Origin of the sequence: Arthrobacter sp. IK3 (assembly GCF_051337705.1) — a bacterium.
Lineage (GTDB): Bacteria > Actinomycetota > Actinomycetes > Actinomycetales > Micrococcaceae > Arthrobacter_B > Arthrobacter_B koreensis.
On the sequence record NZ_JBPPSW010000007.1, the window covers coordinates 1 to 16,089 of the forward strand.

A 16,089-nucleotide genomic window follows, 5' to 3' on the forward strand; every position below is an offset into this window, starting at 1 on the left:
CCGAGCGCATGAAGGAGTTCGTCTCCGGCCTGGGCCTCCCGCCGTCGTTTGTCTGTGGGGTCCTACTTCTGCAGGTGGTCCACCAGGTCCTCGGCGATGCCGATGTACTTAGCGGGGGTGAGGGCGAGCAGGCGTGCTTCGGCTTCGGCCGGCAGGCCCAGGCCGGAGACGAACTCCTTCATGCGCTCGGCGTCCACGCGGTGTCCGCGGGTGAGCTCCTTGAGCCGCTCGTACGGGTTTTCCATGCCCGGAGCACCCGCGATGGCCTCGGCGCGCATGACCATCTGGATCGCTTCGCCAAGGACTTCCCAGTTGGTGTCCAGGTCCGCGGCCAGCACGTCTTCGGCAACGTTCAGGCGCTCCAGGCCCTTGGCAACGTTGGAGATAGCCAGCAGCGAGTGCCCGAATGCGACGCCGATGTTCCGCTGAGAGGAGGAGTCCGTGAGGTCGCGCTGCCAGCGGGAAGTAACCAGCGTGGAGGCCAGGGTGTCCAGCAGGCCGTTGGAGATTTCAAGGTTCGCTTCGGCGTTCTCGAAGCGGATCGGGTTCACCTTGTGCGGCATGGTGGAGGAGCCGGTGGCGCCGGCAACGGGGACCTGGGCGAAGTAGCCGATGGAGATGTAGCTCCAGACATCCGTGCAGAAGTTGTGCAGGATCCGGTTGAAGCGGGCCATGTCCGCGTAGAGCTCCGCCTGCCAGTCATGCGACTCGATCTGGGTGGTGAGCGGGTTCCAGGTCAGGCCGAGACCCTCGACGAAGGACTTTGCCACCTGCTGCCAGTCGGCGTTCGGGACGGAGGCGTAGTGCGCGGCGTAGGTGCCGGTGGCGCCGTTGATCTTGCCCAGGAACTCGGTGCCGGCAACGCGGTTCAGCTGGCGGGTCAGGCGGTGCACCGTGACGGCCAGTTCCTTGCCCAGGGTGGTGGGAGTGGCGGGCTGGCCGTGCGTGCGGGAGAGCATCGGAACGGCACGGGTTGCCTCTGCCATGGCGGCGATCTGGGCCACCATCTTCCGGGCCGCCGGCAGCCAGACGTTCTCCACGGCACCCTTGACACCCAGGGCGTAGGAGAGGTTGTTGATGTCTTCCGAGGTGCAGCCGAAGTGCACCAGCGCGGTGAGGTTCTCGATGCCTATCGCGGCCAGCCGGCGGCCAATGTAGTACTCAACGGCCTTCACGTCGTGGACGGTGACCTGCTCGATCTCCGCCAGCTCGTTGACGGAGTTGCCGTCGAATCCGGAGACGATTTCGCGCAGCTGTGCCTGCTGCTCGGCGGACAGCGGCGAGGTGCCCGGGAGCACGGCGTTGGAGGTGAGGTGGATCAGCCACTCGACCTCAACGTGCGTACGGTCGCGGTTCAGCGCAGCTTCGGAGAGGTAGTCAACCAGCGGTGCGGTGGCGGAGCGGTACCGGCCGTCCAGGGGACCCAGTGCGATTGCGGGGGTCACGGCGGCAAGGGACACGCGGGGAGCGGAAGAAGAATCGGCCATGGGGCCAATTCTTCCATGGTCCCGCGCCGGAGCCGATTCCGTGACAGGGCGCTCCAGCTGCCCTCCACAATGATCCGAACGAGTGCCGGTTTCCCCGGCAGGGGAGCGGACGACGGCGGCAGGCCCGCGGCTGCCTAGAGTTGGCTTCCCGGCGGAACAGGACCGCCGGTCCGCCCCGGAACCAATTCGGCGGCGGCATGAACGGCCGGCAGGACAGGCAGGAAACACGTGACAGGCGGGGACGCAGCGGCCCAGGCGCTCAGGGCAGGGGAAACGGCGGAGCTGCTTGAGCAGCATGCGGCGGAGCTGCGCCGCCTGCAGCGTGAATTGGGGAACGGGGATGAGGAGCAGTGGAGGTCTGCGGCCGGCGCGGCCTTCCGGGACCGGGTTTACCGGCTGGCCCTTGAATTAGGGGTCTGCCTGGAGGCCCTGGAGCGGGCAGCATCTGCCCGGCGTGCTGTTTCCGCTGCTGAACAGTTCGAAGAACAGGGGTGGCTGGAATGAGCGGCACGTGTCCGCTGCCGCCGGCGTACCAGGTCCGGGGCGGGCAGAACAGCATCCTCGTGGAGTTCGACGCGCTGGAGATCCGCGCCGGGCGCCTTGAGGCCATCGCCGGAACCTTGCGTGACATTGGCGCCGGCCTGCAGCGGGTCTGGGGGGAGGAGGCTGCCTGGAACCGGATGCAGCCTGCCTCCGCAGCCGAAACAGCCAGGGTGGAACTTGACCGTGCTGTCTTCCTGCTGCGCGCGTGCATTCAGGCAGCCGAGGAAGCGGCCTCCGGGCTGCGGACTGCGGCAGCCAACTACCGGGATGCGGAGGGGCGTGCCGAACGCCTTGGCGGGCTGCCCGGACTGCTGCCCGCGGGACTCGCGTTCCTGGATGCCGGCCCCGGCGGATTTCCGAAGCTGCGCTGGGTGGAGTCCCTGCCGCTGCGGCTCGTGGACACTCCGGCACTCCTGGCGCTGGCAGGGATGCTGGGCGGGCGGAGCGCCCTGCGGGAAATCGAGGTGGAGCGGGTCCGGGCGGCGGACGGCACGGCCGAAACGGTCCAGGTTTCCGGAACCGCAGCCGGACTGCTGGAGCGGAGCGCCGTGCTGCTGCGGGAGGATGACCCCGGTGTGGTGGAGGTGCTGCGCCTGGAAACAACGGACGGAAGCGCAGGCCCGGGGCAGGTTTTCGTGGTGACAATCCCGGGAACGCAGCCGGGTTCAGGGGCCGCGGGGGACAACCCGTTCGACAACTACGGCAACGCCGAGGGCCGGGCAGCAGAAAGCCGGTTTGTCGCTGCGGCCGTGGCAGAGGCACTGCGGCAGGCCAAAGCGGAAGCGGGAGACTCCGTGATCCTCGTCGGCTACAGCCAGGGCGGCATCCATGCTGCCAACACGGCCGGCTACCTGCGGGAAACGGAGGGGCTGGATGTCCGTTACGTCCTGACCGCAGGTGCCCCGGCCGGTGATGCCGCGATCCCGCCGAAGGTCCAGGCCCTGCACCTTGAACATGCGCAGGACTGGGTGCCGGGAGCGGACGGCACGTCCAACCCCGACGCCCTTAACCGCGTGACCCTGACCCTCACCGGCGACGCCCCGGTGGCTGGAGACAGCGGACTGGGCCCGGCCCACAAACTGCCCGTCTATCTGGAGGGAGCCGAGGTTGCGGACGGCAGCGCAGACCCGTCGCTCCGCGCATCCCTGGCGGGCGCTGGCGCTGTGGTGGGTGCGGGAAGCACCGCGTCCCGGGAGCTCTACCGCTTCCGGCGCAGGGAACGCCGGCCGGCCCTGCAGGTAGTGCCGAAAGCGCCGGAGCCCAGTCCCGCGGCGCCCCGCAGGGTGCCTCCCGGCAGGGATTAGCGGCGGGTGCCCGCCAGTGAACCGGCCACCAGCGAGACCAGGGAGATGATGATCGAGGCGAAGATTGCCGTCCAGAAGAATGAATCAATCTCGAAATGCACCGGAGTGAAGCTGGTGAGCCACGCAGTGAGCATCAGCATGGCCGCATTGATGATCACCGTGAACAGGCCAAGGGTCAGGATGGTCAGCGGAAGGGCGAGCAGCCGGACGATGGGACGCACCAGAGCGTTCACGACTCCGAACACCAGGCCGATGAAGAGGTATGCCAGCACAATGTCGAAGGTGGTGTTGCCGGTAGCCGGCGCACCGGCTTCCCCTACGACGATCCCGGGCAGTGCCCACGCGGCAACCCATAGGGCGAGGGCGTTAATGAGGACTCTCAGCACTAGGCGCATGCCCTAATGCTGGCACAGCCGCCGGCGCGGCCAAAGCCCTGCAGCGATTCGGCCCGGAGAGCACCTGTGCGTTCCGTCACATGAGCACCCGTGAATCCGGACTAGTCTTAAGCCATGACCACTACCGAGAATGACACCAGTGCTGTGGCAGGAGAGGCGCACACGATCAGCCCGCGCCCGGTCGTTGACCGCCTGCCGCGCTACGCTGCCGGAAAGCCGCCCGTGGCAATTGAAGGGCTGCAGAGCTACAAGCTCTCCTCGAACGAGAACCCCTTTCCGCCGCTGCCTTCAGTCCTGGAAGCTATTGCCGCCCACCCGAACGTAAACCGCTACCCCGATCCGCTGGCAACGGCGCTGCGGACGGAACTGGCCTCTTTCCTGGATGTGCCCGCCGAAGACATCGTCACCGGCGGCGGAAGCCTTGGCGCACTGAACCAGCTCCTGGCCACTTTCGCCGGGCAGCGGGAAGACGGCACCCAGGACGAGGTGATCTACCCGTGGCGCTCCTTCGAGGCCTACCCCATTTCAGTCGGCCTTTCCGGGGCCCGCAGCGTGCAGGTTCCGCTGCTTGCCGATGGGCGCCATGACCTTGAGGCGATGGCTGCCGCTGTCACCGAGCGCACCAGGATGGTCCTGCTGTGCACCCCCAACAACCCCACCGGCCCGGTGCTCAGTACCGAAGAAGTAGAGGGATTCCTCGCGAAGGTCCCCTCGGACGTGATCGTCGTGATCGACGAAGCGTATGAGGACTTCGTGCGTGATCCGGACGCCGTCAACGGTGTGGAGATCTACCGCCGGCACCAGAATGCCGTTGTGCTGCGTACCTTCTCCAAGGGCGCGGGGCTGGCCGGCCTGCGCGTGGGCTATTCGATTTCCCATCCGCACCTGACGCAGTACCTCCGCGTTACCGCCGTGCCGTTCGCCGTTTCGCAGATCGCCGAGCAGGCCGCGATTGCCTCCCTGCAGCACCACGACGAAGTTGTGGAAAGAATACAAGCGCTGGTAGCCGAAAGGACCCGCGTGGTTGAAGGGCTGAAGGCACTGGGCTGGGCCATCCCGCAGGCTGAAGGCAACTTCGTCTGGCTGGACCTGGGGGAGAATACCCCCGAGTTTGCAGTGCTGGCGGAGCAGCAGGCGCTGGCGGTACGTGCCTTCGGGACCGAAGGCATGCGGGTGACCATTGGTGAGGAGGAAGCCAACAGCCGATTCCTCGCTTTATGTGCAACCTATACAAAAGGCCCCCGCGTTTCCTAGCGTGTCCTGAGTGCTTTTGGGGTCCCGGCCCTCGCTAGGCTGTGGGAAGTAACTTCCACATATATGCCACAAAGGGTACATATTCCCTGAGCGGCATATTTCTAGCGGGGGCCGGACCCGAAAGTCCGCCCCGGCGAGGAGAGGTATGGCCCTGGAGCACTTGCCCGCCACCGAATTCGATTCGACGGCGCTGAATGAGACGTTGGTGCCTGCCCCCGGCAGCTCACCGGACGGCATGGTCCAGCTGCTGACCCCCGAGGGGGAGCGCGTCGGACACGAGCTGTACGGCCGGTACGCGGACGACGTCGACGGCGAGGCACTGCGCTCCTTCTACCGGGACATGTTCCTCATCCGCCGGTTCGACACCGAGGCCACTGCACTGCAGCGCCAGGGTGAACTGGTGATGTGGGTGCCCCTCACCGGACAGGAAGGCGCACAGATCGGCTCCGGCCGGGCGCTTGCCCCGCAGGACTACGTCTTCCCGACCTACCGCGAGCACGGAGTCGCGCTGACCCGCGGCCTGCAGCTTTCCCACCTCCTGCGGCGTTTCCGTGGAATTTCCCACGGAGGCTGGGACCCGCGCGAATCGAACTTCCATCTCTACACCCTGGTCCTGGCCGCCCAGGTGCCCCACGCAGTGGGCTACGCCATGGGCATGGCCCGGGACAACGCAGCCGACGCGTCCTCACCGGCCGGCGCCACGGTCGCCTACTTCGGCGACGGTGCAAGCTCCGAAGGCGACGTCCACGAGTCAATGGTCTTCGCGGCCTCCTATGACGCCCCCGTGGTCTTCTTCTGCCAGAACAACCACTGGGCCATCTCCGTCCCCACTGAAGTCCAGTCCCGGATTCCGCTGGCCAACCGTGCCCAGGGCTACGGATTCCCCGGCATCCGGGTGGACGGCAATGACGTGCTGGCTGTCCACGCCGTGACCCGGTGGGCACTTGAGCACGCCCGCAGCGGCAACGGCCCGGTGCTCATCGAAGCCTTCACGTACCGGATGAGTGCGCACACCACCGCGGATGACCCCACCAAATACCGCCTCTCCGCAGACGAAGAGGCGTGGATCGGCCGGGACCCGCTCACCCGCCTCGAGAAGCACCTGCGTGCCTCCGGTGCCGGCGACGACGCCTTCTTCGCAGCCCTTGCGGCAGAGGCGGACGACATGGCAGCCCAGCTGCGCTCGGACGTGCAGGCCATGGAACCGCCGTCGTTCGCTGACTCATTCACGGACGTGTACGCCGAACCGCACCCCCTGATTGCCGAGGAACTGGCGTTCCACAAGGCGTACGAGGACGGATTCGCCGACGCAGGGTCCGGCAACGACACCGAGGAAGAGGTCGGCGCATGAGCACCATGACCATGGCGAAGGCCATCAATGCCGGGCTCCGCGCCGGCCTGGCCGCCAATCCCAAGACCCTGCTGATGGGCGAGGACATTGGGGCGCTTGGCGGCGTCTACCGCATCACTGAAGGCCTGCAGGCCGAATTCGGAACCGACCGTGTCATGGACACGCCGTTGGCCGAGTCCGGCATCATCGGCACCGCGATCGGCCTGGCACTGCGCGGCTACCGGCCGGTCTGCGAGATCCAGTTCGACGGTTTTGTCTTCCCGGGGTTCAACCAGATCACCACGCAGCTTGCCAAGATGCACTCCCGCAGCGAAGGCGCGCTCAGCGCGCCGGTTGTCATCCGGATCCCGTACGGCGGCGGCATCGGTTCGATCGAGCACCACTCGGAGTCTCCGGAAGCGCTGTTCGCCCACACCGCGGGCCTGCGCATCCTGGCACCGTCCAACCCGCAGGACGGCTACTGGATGATCCAGCAGGCCATGCAGGGCAAGGACCCGGTGATCGTGTTCGAGCCCAAGCGCCGTTACTGGCTGAAGGGCGAAGTGGACACCACTGCGCCGTCCGGAGATCCCTACAAGGCGCAGATCCTGCGCGCCGGAACCGACGCCACGATCGTCGCCTACGGCCCTCTGGTTCCGGTGGCGCTGGCGGCGGCCGAGGCCGCAGCGGAGGACGGACGCAGCATCGAGGTTATCGACCTGCGCTCCATTTCCCCGATCGACTTCGACACGGTCACTGAGTCGGTGCAGCGCACCGGCCGCCTGATCGTCACGCACGAAGCGCCCACCTTCGGCGGCATCGGCGGAGAAATCGCGTCGCGGGTGGCCGAGCGTGCCTTCCTGCACCTGGAAGCGCCTGTCCTGCGGGTGGGTGGATTCCACATGCCCTATCCCGTTGCCGCCGTAGAGGAGCACTACCTGCCGGACATTGACCGGCTCATGGATGCCCTGGACACCGTCTTCTCCTACTGACAGAGCACCTGCCCCACGCCTTCCGCCGCCGGTCCGCCGGCCAACGCCAGATCGAGATGCCATGACTGAAAAAACATTCAAACTGCCCGACGTCGGGGAAGGCCTCACCGAGGCAGAGATCGTCCAGTGGCGGGTCAAGGAAGGTGACACGGTTGCCGTCAATGACGTGATCGTGGAGATCGAGACCGCCAAGTCACTGGTGGAACTGCCCTCGCCGTTCGCCGGGACGGTCAGCGGGATCCTCGTCGAAGAAGGCACCACGGTGGAGGTTGGCACGCCCATCTTCCAGGTCTCACCAGCCGGGGCGGGCGGGAAGACCCCGGCCAAGGCATCCGGCAAGGTGAAGGAAGCCGCGGCCCCTGAACCGGCAGCCGCCGACGGCCCGCCGTCGTCGTCGCTCACCGGAACCGGACCCAAGGCCGACGCCGTTCGCCGCCGTCCGCGGCGCAGCCGGGCCGCCGCCGTACCGGCGGCCCCCGAAGCGCCGGCTGAGGCCCCCCGGCGGGCCGACGCGCCCCGTGCCGCTGCCAGCCGGCCGGATCCCCGCGGAGCTGCCGTAGCGGCTGCAGGCGCGGCCGGTGCCGCGGTACAGGACCGCTTCAACCAGCTCATCCAGCGCGTGCTGGCCAAACCCCCGGTCCGTAAGGCGGCCAAGGACCTTGGCATCAACCTTGCCGACGTCCCTGCCACCGGCGCCGGCGGCGAGGTCACCAAGCAGGACCTGATCAGCTACCAGGCCCAGCGCGAGTCGGAAGTCGACTCGGCGGACACCTTCTGGTCCTCCTCCAGCAAGCCGCAGGACAGCCGCATAGAGCGTGTCCCCGTCAAGGGAGTCCGCAAGGCCACCGCGAAGGCCATGGTGGACAGCGCCTTCAGCGCACCGCACGTGAGCATCTTCGTGGACGTTGATGCCTCGCGCACCATGGAATTCGTCAAGCGGCTGAAGGCCTCCCGGGACTTCGAAGGCATCAAGGTCTCGCCCCTGCTGATCCTGGCCAAGGCGGTTATCTGGGCGGCCGCACGGAATCCCTCCGTAAACGCCACCTGGGCCGGCGACGAGATTCACGTCAAGCACTTCATGAACCTCGGTATCGCAGCCGCCACGCCGCGCGGCCTGATGGTGCCCAATATCAAGGATGCCCAGGACCTCTCGCTGAAGGAACTTGCCGTAGCCCTGAACGAGCTGGCCACCACGGCCCGCGCCGGCAAGACCCCACCGGCGGACATGCGCGGCGGCACTCTCACCATCACCAACATCGGTGCCCTCGGCATCGACACGGGCACCCCGATCATCAATCCGGGCGAGGTGGCAATCGTCGCTTTCGGCACCATCAAGCAGAAGCCGTGGGTGCTCGACGGCGAAGTCATCCCGCGCTGGATCACCACCCTGGGCGGGTCCTTCGACCACCGCGTGGTGGACGGCGACCTTTCAGCGCGGTTCATGGCCGATGTGGCGGCCATCCTGGAGGAGCCGGCCCTGCTTCTGGACTAGGCTCGAAGAGGGAACCAACGATCGGAGCAGCATGGCAATGAATCCCGGACCCGGAAACCGCGGCGGCGGACCCCAGATCGACTGGAAGCGGACGGCCTGGATCCTCGTGGGCGCCTTCATCGTGTCCAGCCTGCTGATCATCCTGTTCCCCAACCTTGGCATGCTCTGGCGGCTGGCGATCATGGCGCTTCTCTTCGTGATCGTGGTGCCCTTCTTCGACCGCAGGCGCCGCAGGTAACTGCAGCGGCGCCCGCGGCGGCATCCGGACTAGGAGGCTCCGGCCGCCGCCAGCGCCCGCCGGATCACGGGGGCCAGCCGGCGCACGCCTTCGGCGATGTCCTCTTCGGAGACGGCGCTGAACGCCAGCCGCAGCCTGGAGCTGGGCTCGTCGCCCGGGGTGAAGGCCGTACCCGGAATGAACACCGTTCCTGCCTCAATGGCCTCTGCCAGCAGGGGATAGGTGTCGATTCCCTCGGGCAGGGTGACCCAGACGAAGAAGCCGCCGTCCGGCACCGTCCAGCTCACGCCGTCGGGCATCTCATCCTGCAGTGCCGCCAGCATCGCTGCGCAGCGGCCGGCGTACAGCCGGCGCGAATCCCGGATGCGGCTCATCCAGTCGAAATCCCGAAGGTAGGCCGCGGTGATCATCTGGGTCAGCGGCGAGGGGCACAGCACCACGGCCTCGCAGGCGAGGTAGAAGCGGCGGAACAGGTGCCGCGGGACCAGCGCCCAGCCCAGCCGCATGCCGGGGGCGAAAATTTTGGAGAATGAGCCCAGGTAGAGGACGTCCTCCGGGTGTGATGCCCGCAGCGGGGCCAGCGGCTCGCCGTCGAACCGGAGAAGCCCGTAGGGGTTGTCCTCGAGGATCAAAATGTTGTTTTCGCGGCAGATCTGCACTATTTCGTCCCGGCGGGCAGAGGAGAGCGTGATGCCGCTGGGATTGTTGAAGCTGGGAATCGTGTAGAGCATCTTGATGGTCTTGCCGGCTGCGCGCAGCGCGCTGATCCGTTCCCGCAGCGCCTCGGGAATCAATCCCTCGGAGTCCATGCTGACCGGCTGGATGTCCACTTCGTATGACTCGAACGTGTTCAGCGCGCCCACGTAGGTGGGGTCTTCGCAGAGCACCACGTCGCCCGGGTTGCAGAAGACCTTGGCGGCGACGTCCTGGCCGGACTGCGAACCTGTGGTGATAACGATGTCCGCGGGGTCCGCATCCAGGATTCCCTCGGCGGCCATTACGTCGCACGCCAGTTCACGGAGTTCGGCGAGGCCCTGGCCAGGGCCGTACTGAAGGGCTGCCAATCCCTGGCTGCGGATGATGGACGCCGTGGCATCGGCCAGTTCGTCCAGCGGCAGTTCCTGCAGGTACGGGCTGCCCCCTGCCAGCGAGACCAGGCCCGGCTGGATCGAGATGTCGAAGACATCCCGGACGGCCGACTGCTTGATGTGGAAGGCCCGGCTCGACAGCAGATCGTGGTGTCGGTGGGCTGAACCCGTAGCCCGGTCAAGGGCCACCTGTGCTTCCGGGGTCAGCACCGACCCCGTGGTTTCCTCAAACGTCATGCCACATCATGGCACTCGGGTTGACCGGTAAGCAACACAAGTTTTCTAGATCCAGCCTGCCTTGTGTGCCTTGATTCCAGCCTGGAAACGGCTCTCCGCCTTCAGTTCCTCCAGCATCCAGGCGATGTGCCGCCGGCAGGTTCGCACACTAATGCCCACCCGGCGCGCGATCACCTCATCTGAGTGCCCCGCCGCCAGCCCGGCCAGCACGGAGCGCTGGGTGCTGCTCAGGCCGGACTGGCCCGGATCGTCCGCGAGGAAGGGCTCGGCGAGGCTCCACGCGAACTCGAAGAGCTTGCTGAAAAGGCCAATGAGGTTTGCGTCGCGGATTACCAGGCCGGCCCTGTCATACGTGTGCAGCTGGCGGGCCACGACCGCCACCTTGTCATCGAAAATGAGCGTGCGCATGGGCACGTAGGGCAGTGTGCGGAACTCCCCACCGGCCTCGCTGATCCGCTCGACCGCCTTGCAGGTTGGCACGTGGTCCCGGGTGCTGGAGTGGTAGAGGGTCTGCCTCTTCACACCGGCGCGCAGCAGGTCCAGGTCCTTCTGCACGCTTTCCTCTTGGAAGTCCGCGTTGGAGCCGTGGCCCGGCCTCGCGATCAGCACGCTTTCCGACGCCGAGCGGCCGTATTCGATGAGCACCCGCTGCACCTGCTCCGGGTCCTCGAGTACTTCAACGGAGGCGTCTGCGGCTACCTGGCGGCGTGCTTCGGCGAAGGTGGGCACGAGGCTTGCCAGTTCGCGGCGTTTGGCGCCAATGCGCGCCCGCAGTTCCAGCATTTCGCGTTCATCCGGATCCACCAGCTCGGCCAGGGCAACGTCGGGGGAAACGGCGGTGTAGACAAGGTTGTCGGGGCCCTCGGAGAAGAGCAGGCAGCGGGACCGGAGCTCTTCCACGGCCCGGTCTATGGCACGCGTTGTATAGCCCAGTGCATCGGACGCTTCAGCAGGGGTCCAACCCGGATGGGAGACCGCATAGCGGTACACCTCAACCGATACCTGATCCAGCAAATCTCCTCCTACAACCGCGGTGCTGGGACGGCCGGCATGGATCCGGCGTGCACCTGATGCCCCCAAGAACTGCCGGCCTTCGGGGAACGCGCTGCGCCCCAAAATTGGAACCCGAAGAGAGTGACATGACAGCTTAATGCCATTCTCCACCTTAGACCGGTAGTTCGGTACCCAAAATGCCGATTTCCGCTTGTCTGCGGGCTTTTGAAGGCAGTGCGCCCAGGCCGAAAACGACCCCCGGGGCACCAACCGGACATGACAGGAAGCTGAAATTGGTAACGGTGGACACACCCTTCCGGCCCGGGGGAAGCTTTCGGAGTCAAACACGACCGGCTGTGCAACCAGCCGAACCAAAAGAGGGGATACGACCATGAAGAAGGCAACTGCACCGGTTTCCATCAAGAGCTGGGAATGGTTCTAATCTAGGCCCCTCTATTGGGGGATGAACCAACCAGCAATACATCTAGACCCGCCCCAGCGGCGGTAACCAGACTTGAACCCGGAGGAAGAACGCCATGAGCCAGCTAACAGCAGTTCGAAACGCCTCGCGAACTAATGCAAGCACTCACTGGTGGACACTATCCATCTATACCGGCGGCTTCGATGTAGCGGACGGCATCATTGGAGAACTGGTTACCCCGCTGGCGGCGCAAGCCCAGCTGTGGGGGGCGCAGCGGTGGTTCTACACCCGCTGCTCCGAACCCGCGAACGCCCATGTACGCATGAAGGTCCTGGCGCCCCAGGAAACCCTGGACCGGCTGAAGTCCCTCCTCGGAGCACTCCAGGAGCAGGCAAGCGGCGTCATCGGCCACCTGACCGTGACCCACGCCTTCGGTGATCCGGCCTGCGACAGGCTGAGCCCCGGCGGCGCCGAGCAGCAGGACCCGCGGATCGAAGCCGATCTGGCCAAGTACGGCGGAGTGGAAGGCCTGGCACTCGCCGAGGAAGTCTTCGAGCTGTCCTCGGACCTTGGCACCTGGGCAACGGCCCGTTTTCCGAAGGTGCAGAACCGGTGGGCACTTGGCTCGCTGCTGCTCTTCGATTCGGCACGCAGCATGATGAAGGGTCCGCGGGCATCCAGCTGGCCGGACCGGCGCCGGCTCTCCTGGGACTATTACTGGGACAGCCACCTGCGCAGCTGCACCGCCGGGTTCGGCCCGCGTGCGGCCAGCGTCCGGCAGGCCATGACGGTCCAGGTGGGTGCGAAGGTCATGCCGACCCACCGGCTGATGGCCGCTACGGCAGCCGAATCCGCCGTCGAAAACTGGAGACGCCGGTGGTTCCGGACTGTGGACACCTATCTGTACCGGGCGGACAAGGCCCGCGTGAGCCGCAGTGCACAGCATTTGACGGTTTACCAGGCCCACATGCTCCTTAACCGCCTGGGTCTGTCCCTGCGGGAAGAAGCCGCCATGGGGCTGTACGCCCGAACCTGGAGCACAGAGCGCGAAGCCATGCTCTTGGACAAGCACTAGTTCTCCCGGATGGACCGGGGAGAGGGCGTCGAGGAGAAGGAGGCGGTCAATATGTCGCAACGGAATGAAGTAGTTCTGGCTGCTGATGACAAGGACCTGGGGACGGTCCTGGGCTGCGACGAGGAAACAGTGGTTGACATGCGCGGCATGGGATACGTGGAGTCCCGCGGTGAGCTCTTCAATGTGGGTCCGGCACGGGACTACCTGAGGGACGCCGCCTGGGCGGACTGTCTCTGGGAGTAGCGCCGCCGCAGCATCATCACAGCCCGCGCCTGCCGGGCACAGAGAAGTCCGTTCCGGCACGCCGGCCCGCTGCGGGGCCGGGGTTTCGGAGCGGTAGGGGAAGCTTCCCCACGGAGACGGACCTGCCGGTACCCCCCACCGGCAGGTCCGTTTCTTTGTGTTTTACGACGTCGCCGCGAGTACTTGTTAAGCAGCCTTACTATTTTTCGATAGGCTGTTTCTGGAGCCGCGCTCCAGGCGCGGCAATAAGTTCCACTAGATGGAGGCCACATGTCAGATCAGAGCACATCCGCCAACGGACTTCCGATTCCCGGCGCACCTGCGCCGCAGCAGCCCTCACTTGCAGAACCCACCGAACCCCATGATCCGCTTCCCCCCAAGCCGGACCAGGACAGCCCGGAAACCGTTTCGCCAACCGGCGTCCCCACGGGCGCTCCCAAGACGTCCAATGCGCAGTCCGGCCGCTACCTGACGACGGCGCAGGGCGCCCGGCTGCGGGACACGGACCACTCCCTGAAAGCCGGTCCGCGCGGCCCCGTCCTTCTCCAGGACCACCACCTGCGGGAAAAGATCACCCACTTCGACCACGAGCGCATCCCCGAGCGCGTTGTGCACGCACGCGGTGCGGCAGCCCACGGCGTCTTCGTTGCCAACGGGGCCGCCGAAGGTATTACCCGGGCCGGATTCCTGGCGCGTGATGCCCAGACACCCGTCTTCGTGCGCTTCTCCACGGTCCTGGGCTCCCGTGGATCCGCAGACACTGTCCGTGACACCCGCGGGTTCGCCACCAAGTTCTACACGGACGAGGGAACCTTCGACCTGGTGGGCAACAACATCCCGGTCTTCTTCATCCAGGACGCCATCAAGTTCCCGGACGTCATCCACGCCGGAAAGCCGCACCCTGACCGGGAAATCCCGCAGGCGCAGAGCGCCCATGACACGTTCTGGGACTTCGTCTCCCTGCACACCGAAGCGCAGCACCACACCATCTGGAACATGTCAGACCGCGGTATTCCCCGTTCCTACCGCACCATGGAAGGCTTCGGTGTCCACACGTTCCGGGTGGTGAATGCCAAGGGGGAGACCTCACTGGTGAAGTTCCACTGGAAGCCGCGCCTGGGAGTGCACTCCCTGGTCTGGGAAGAAGCACAGATCATCAACGGCATGGATCCGGACTACCACCGCCGGGACCTGGCAGACGCCATTGAAGCCGGCGCGTATCCGGAATGGGACCTGGGCGTCCAGGTCTTCCCGGACACCGAGGATGAGATGTTCGAGGGCATCGACCTGCTTGATCCCACCAAAATCGTGCCGGAGGAGCTGGCGCCGGTACAGGTCATCGGTATCATGACCCTGAACCGGAACGTCACCAACTTCTTCGCCGAAACCGAGCAGGTTGCCTTCCACCCCGGCCATCTGGTTCCGGGCATCGACGTCACCAATGACCCGCTGCTCCAGGGCCGCCTGTTCTCCTACATCGATACCCAGCTGACCCGCCTGGGCGGGCCGAACTTCGCCCAGATCCCGATCAACCGGCCGCACGCCCCGGTCAATGACATGCTCCGGGACGGCTTCCACCAGGACGCAGTGCACAGCGGTGTGGCGCCCTACCAGCCCAACTCGCTGGACGGCGGCTGCCCGTTCCTGGCCGGCGCGGACATGGGCGCGTTCATCGATGTGCCCGCGCCGGTGGCGAAGTCCCGCAAGGTCCGGGAAAATCCGGCTACCTTCGATGACCACTACAGCCAGCCGCGGCAATTCTTCCGCTCGCTGACCCCGGTGGAACAGGACCACGTCATCCAGGCGTACACCTTCGAACTCGGCAAGTGCTACGAAGAGAACATCAAGGTCCGCCAGCTGCAGGCCCTCGCAAACATTGACGAGCGCCTGTGCGCCGAGGTGGCAGCAGGCCTGGGACTTCCGGCACCGGCTCCGACGCTCAAGGTCGACGACGCCGAGCCGAGCCCCGCGCTGCAGCAGGTTGGCGGCACCTGGCCGGTTGACGGCCGCATCATCGGAATCCTCGCAGACGGAAGCACTGACCTGGCTGCCCTGGCCCGGATCCGTGCTGCCATTGACGCAGCGGACATGGTGCCGCTGGTCATCGCGCCGCAGGGCGGCATGCTGGGCGGCCAGATTCCAGTCCAGCGGACCTACCTGACGGCACGTTCCACGGAGTTCGACGCCGTCGTCGTTGCCGGTTCAGGTGAGTACGGTTCGGATGCGGTGGACAGCCTGGACGCCAAGGCAGGGAACCCTGCCGGGCACCCGGCAATCGACCCGCGTGTGGCTATCCTGCTGACGGAGGCCTACCGCCACTCCAAGGCGCTCGGTGCCTGGGGCAGCGGGGCGGGAGTGCTCGGCGCGTCCGGCATCCCAGAGGACGCCCCGGGCATCCTCGTAGAGTCCCCGGAAGAACTGGTTCCCGGACTGGTGACGCTGCTGAGCCAGCACCGGGTGTGGGAGCGGTTCCCGGTGGCTGCCGCTTCGTAGCGGCGGGCGCCACGTAAGCGACGGCGGGTCCCCGGCAGCACTGCTGCCGGGGACCCGCCGCTGTTGTTGGATAGGCGGGCCGTTACGCCGGGTCGGGTGCGTCCTTGGCTTCGAGGGACCGAATAAGTGTGTAAAGCGCCTGCCGAAGCTCAGCTTCGCCGGCCCGCGAATCACAGTTTTTCCTGACCGCGGCCAGTTCCTCCACCATGGCGGTACCTGCGGCCGTACGCGTCCACCGGCCCGGCCGGCGGGGCCGGGCGTATCCGGCCTGGTGCAGCGACGCGAGACTGAAGGACGCCTCGTCCTGGCTGAGGTGCGTTAGCTGGGCCACCCGTGCGGCGGGCATGCCCGGTGCGGTGAGGGCTTTGAGGACGCGGACCGATTTTTCGGTCAAGGACAGTTCGGCAAGGAAGAGCCTGCTGGCTTCGGCCGAGAGGTGTGCTGCGGCACCCAAAAGCAGCGTAAGTCCACCGGGAAGCGGGGACTGCGGATTAGTTTCCAACG

The 16,089-nt window shown here is 66.3% G+C and carries 15 protein-coding genes; 10 read left to right on the plus strand and 5 right to left on the minus strand.

Going from position 1 to position 16,089, the window contains the following annotated elements; all coding sequences use genetic code 11:
* Window positions 1–62: 62 nt before the first annotated feature.
* Window positions 63–1,487 carry an adenylosuccinate lyase gene (gene purB / locus ACSLGO_RS10375; RefSeq protein WP_386885803.1) on the minus strand — a complete coding sequence of 475 codons (1,425 nt, stop codon included), beginning with the start codon at window positions 1,485–1,487 and terminating at the stop codon, window positions 63–65.
* A 228-nt stretch (window positions 1,488–1,715) separates the two neighbouring features.
* On the opposite strand from purB, the gene ACSLGO_RS10380 reads away from it, so the two are divergent.
* Complete coding sequence (locus tag ACSLGO_RS10380; protein ID WP_091601013.1) at window positions 1,716–1,991, plus strand: hypothetical protein; 276 nt, start codon at window positions 1,716–1,718, stop codon at window positions 1,989–1,991.
* Entirely contained in the window at window positions 1,988–3,334 is a 1,347-nt protein-coding gene (locus ACSLGO_RS10385) for a hypothetical protein (protein WP_436401059.1), read from the plus strand. The genes ACSLGO_RS10380 and ACSLGO_RS10385 overlap by 4 nt, the downstream gene beginning before the upstream one ends.
* On the opposite strand, the gene ACSLGO_RS10390 is transcribed toward ACSLGO_RS10385, so the two are convergent.
* Window positions 3,331–3,729 (minus strand): phage holin family protein, encoded by a 399-nt coding sequence (locus tag ACSLGO_RS10390; protein WP_091601017.1) that lies wholly within the window; start codon window positions 3,727–3,729, stop codon window positions 3,331–3,333. The genes ACSLGO_RS10385 and ACSLGO_RS10390 overlap by 4 nt on opposite strands.
* A gap of 114 nt (window positions 3,730–3,843) precedes the next feature.
* Between ACSLGO_RS10390 and ACSLGO_RS10395 the strand changes: the two genes are divergently transcribed.
* The 5 genes from ACSLGO_RS10395 to ACSLGO_RS10415 all read left to right on the plus strand — a co-directional run bounded on the left by ACSLGO_RS10395 (window position 3,844) and on the right by ACSLGO_RS10415 (window position 9,035).
* Window positions 3,844–4,983, plus strand: a complete 1,140-nt coding sequence (locus ACSLGO_RS10395) for a histidinol-phosphate transaminase (protein WP_263127857.1) — start codon at window positions 3,844–3,846, stop codon at window positions 4,981–4,983.
* A gap of 145 nt (window positions 4,984–5,128) precedes the next feature.
* Entirely contained in the window at window positions 5,129–6,334 is a 1,206-nt protein-coding gene (gene pdhA, locus ACSLGO_RS10400; RefSeq protein WP_152274032.1) for a pyruvate dehydrogenase (acetyl-transferring) E1 component subunit alpha, read from the plus strand.
* Entirely contained in the window at window positions 6,331–7,305 is a 975-nt protein-coding gene (locus ACSLGO_RS10405; protein ID WP_152274031.1) for an alpha-ketoacid dehydrogenase subunit beta, read from the plus strand. Before pdhA ends, ACSLGO_RS10405 begins: the two co-directional genes overlap by 4 nt.
* A 61-nt stretch (window positions 7,306–7,366) precedes the next feature.
* Window positions 7,367–8,797 carry a dihydrolipoamide acetyltransferase family protein gene (locus ACSLGO_RS10410; protein WP_436401060.1) on the plus strand — a complete coding sequence of 477 codons (1,431 nt, stop codon included), beginning with the start codon at window positions 7,367–7,369 and terminating at the stop codon, window positions 8,795–8,797.
* A gap of 31 nt (window positions 8,798–8,828) precedes the next feature.
* Window positions 8,829–9,035, plus strand: a complete 207-nt coding sequence (locus ACSLGO_RS10415; protein ID WP_141653613.1) for a hypothetical protein — start codon at window positions 8,829–8,831, stop codon at window positions 9,033–9,035.
* A gap of 29 nt (window positions 9,036–9,064) precedes the next feature.
* On the opposite strand, the gene ACSLGO_RS10420 is transcribed toward ACSLGO_RS10415, so the two are convergent.
* Window positions 9,065–10,360: a PLP-dependent aminotransferase family protein gene (locus tag ACSLGO_RS10420; RefSeq protein ID WP_152274029.1), complete on the minus strand. Its 1,296-nt coding sequence runs from the start codon at window positions 10,358–10,360 to the stop codon at window positions 9,065–9,067.
* 45 nt (window positions 10,361–10,405) lie between these two features.
* Window positions 10,406–11,374, minus strand: a complete 969-nt coding sequence (locus ACSLGO_RS10425) for a helix-turn-helix transcriptional regulator (RefSeq protein ID WP_436401061.1) — start codon at window positions 11,372–11,374, stop codon at window positions 10,406–10,408.
* Between the two features lie 515 nt (window positions 11,375–11,889).
* Here ACSLGO_RS10425 and ACSLGO_RS10430 point away from each other — a divergent pair.
* The 3 genes from ACSLGO_RS10430 to ACSLGO_RS10440 all read left to right on the plus strand — a co-directional run bounded on the left by ACSLGO_RS10430 (window position 11,890) and on the right by ACSLGO_RS10440 (window position 15,585).
* Complete coding sequence (locus tag ACSLGO_RS10430) at window positions 11,890–12,849, plus strand: lantibiotic dehydratase C-terminal domain-containing protein (protein WP_325786257.1); 960 nt, start codon at window positions 11,890–11,892, stop codon at window positions 12,847–12,849.
* A 51-nt stretch (window positions 12,850–12,900) separates the two neighbouring features.
* Complete coding sequence (locus ACSLGO_RS10435; protein WP_091601037.1) at window positions 12,901–13,092, plus strand: hypothetical protein; 192 nt, start codon at window positions 12,901–12,903, stop codon at window positions 13,090–13,092.
* Between the two features lie 270 nt (window positions 13,093–13,362).
* The gene (locus tag ACSLGO_RS10440; RefSeq protein ID WP_436401062.1) at window positions 13,363–15,585 is read left to right on the plus strand and encodes a catalase; all 2,223 of its coding nucleotides are present in this window, start codon (window positions 13,363–13,365) and stop codon (window positions 15,583–15,585) included.
* An 82-nt stretch (window positions 15,586–15,667) separates the two neighbouring features.
* Here ACSLGO_RS10440 and ACSLGO_RS10445 read toward each other — a convergent pair whose 3' ends face one another.
* Window positions 15,668–16,039 (minus strand): hypothetical protein, encoded by a 372-nt coding sequence (locus ACSLGO_RS10445; protein WP_152274026.1) that lies wholly within the window; start codon window positions 16,037–16,039, stop codon window positions 15,668–15,670.
* Window positions 16,040–16,089 lie beyond the last annotated feature (50 nt).

Excerpts from the sequence above, each read along its gene's own strand:
- purB (WP_386885803.1), bottom strand. The coding sequence starts at position 1,487 with ATGGCCGATTCTTCTTCCGCTCCCCGCGTGTCCCTTGCCGCCGTGACC.
- ACSLGO_RS10385 (WP_436401059.1), top strand. The coding sequence starts at position 1,988 with ATGAGCGGCACGTGTCCGCTGCCGCCGGCGTACCAGGTCCGGGGCGGG.
- ACSLGO_RS10390 (WP_091601017.1), bottom strand. The coding sequence starts at position 3,729 with ATGCGCCTAGTGCTGAGAGTCCTCATTAACGCCCTCGCCCTATGGGTT.
- ACSLGO_RS10395 (WP_263127857.1), top strand. The coding sequence starts at position 3,844 with ATGACCACTACCGAGAATGACACCAGTGCTGTGGCAGGAGAGGCGCAC.
- pdhA (WP_152274032.1), top strand. The coding sequence starts at position 5,129 with ATGGCCCTGGAGCACTTGCCCGCCACCGAATTCGATTCGACGGCGCTG.
- ACSLGO_RS10405 (WP_152274031.1), top strand. The coding sequence starts at position 6,331 with ATGAGCACCATGACCATGGCGAAGGCCATCAATGCCGGGCTCCGCGCC.
- ACSLGO_RS10410 (WP_436401060.1), top strand. The coding sequence starts at position 7,367 with ATGACTGAAAAAACATTCAAACTGCCCGACGTCGGGGAAGGCCTCACC.
- ACSLGO_RS10415 (WP_141653613.1), top strand. The coding sequence starts at position 8,829 with ATGGCAATGAATCCCGGACCCGGAAACCGCGGCGGCGGACCCCAGATC.
- ACSLGO_RS10420 (WP_152274029.1), bottom strand. The coding sequence starts at position 10,360 with ATGACGTTTGAGGAAACCACGGGGTCGGTGCTGACCCCGGAAGCACAG.
- ACSLGO_RS10430 (WP_325786257.1), top strand. The coding sequence starts at position 11,890 with ATGAGCCAGCTAACAGCAGTTCGAAACGCCTCGCGAACTAATGCAAGC.
- ACSLGO_RS10435 (WP_091601037.1), top strand. The coding sequence starts at position 12,901 with ATGTCGCAACGGAATGAAGTAGTTCTGGCTGCTGATGACAAGGACCTG.
- ACSLGO_RS10440 (WP_436401062.1), top strand. The coding sequence starts at position 13,363 with ATGTCAGATCAGAGCACATCCGCCAACGGACTTCCGATTCCCGGCGCA.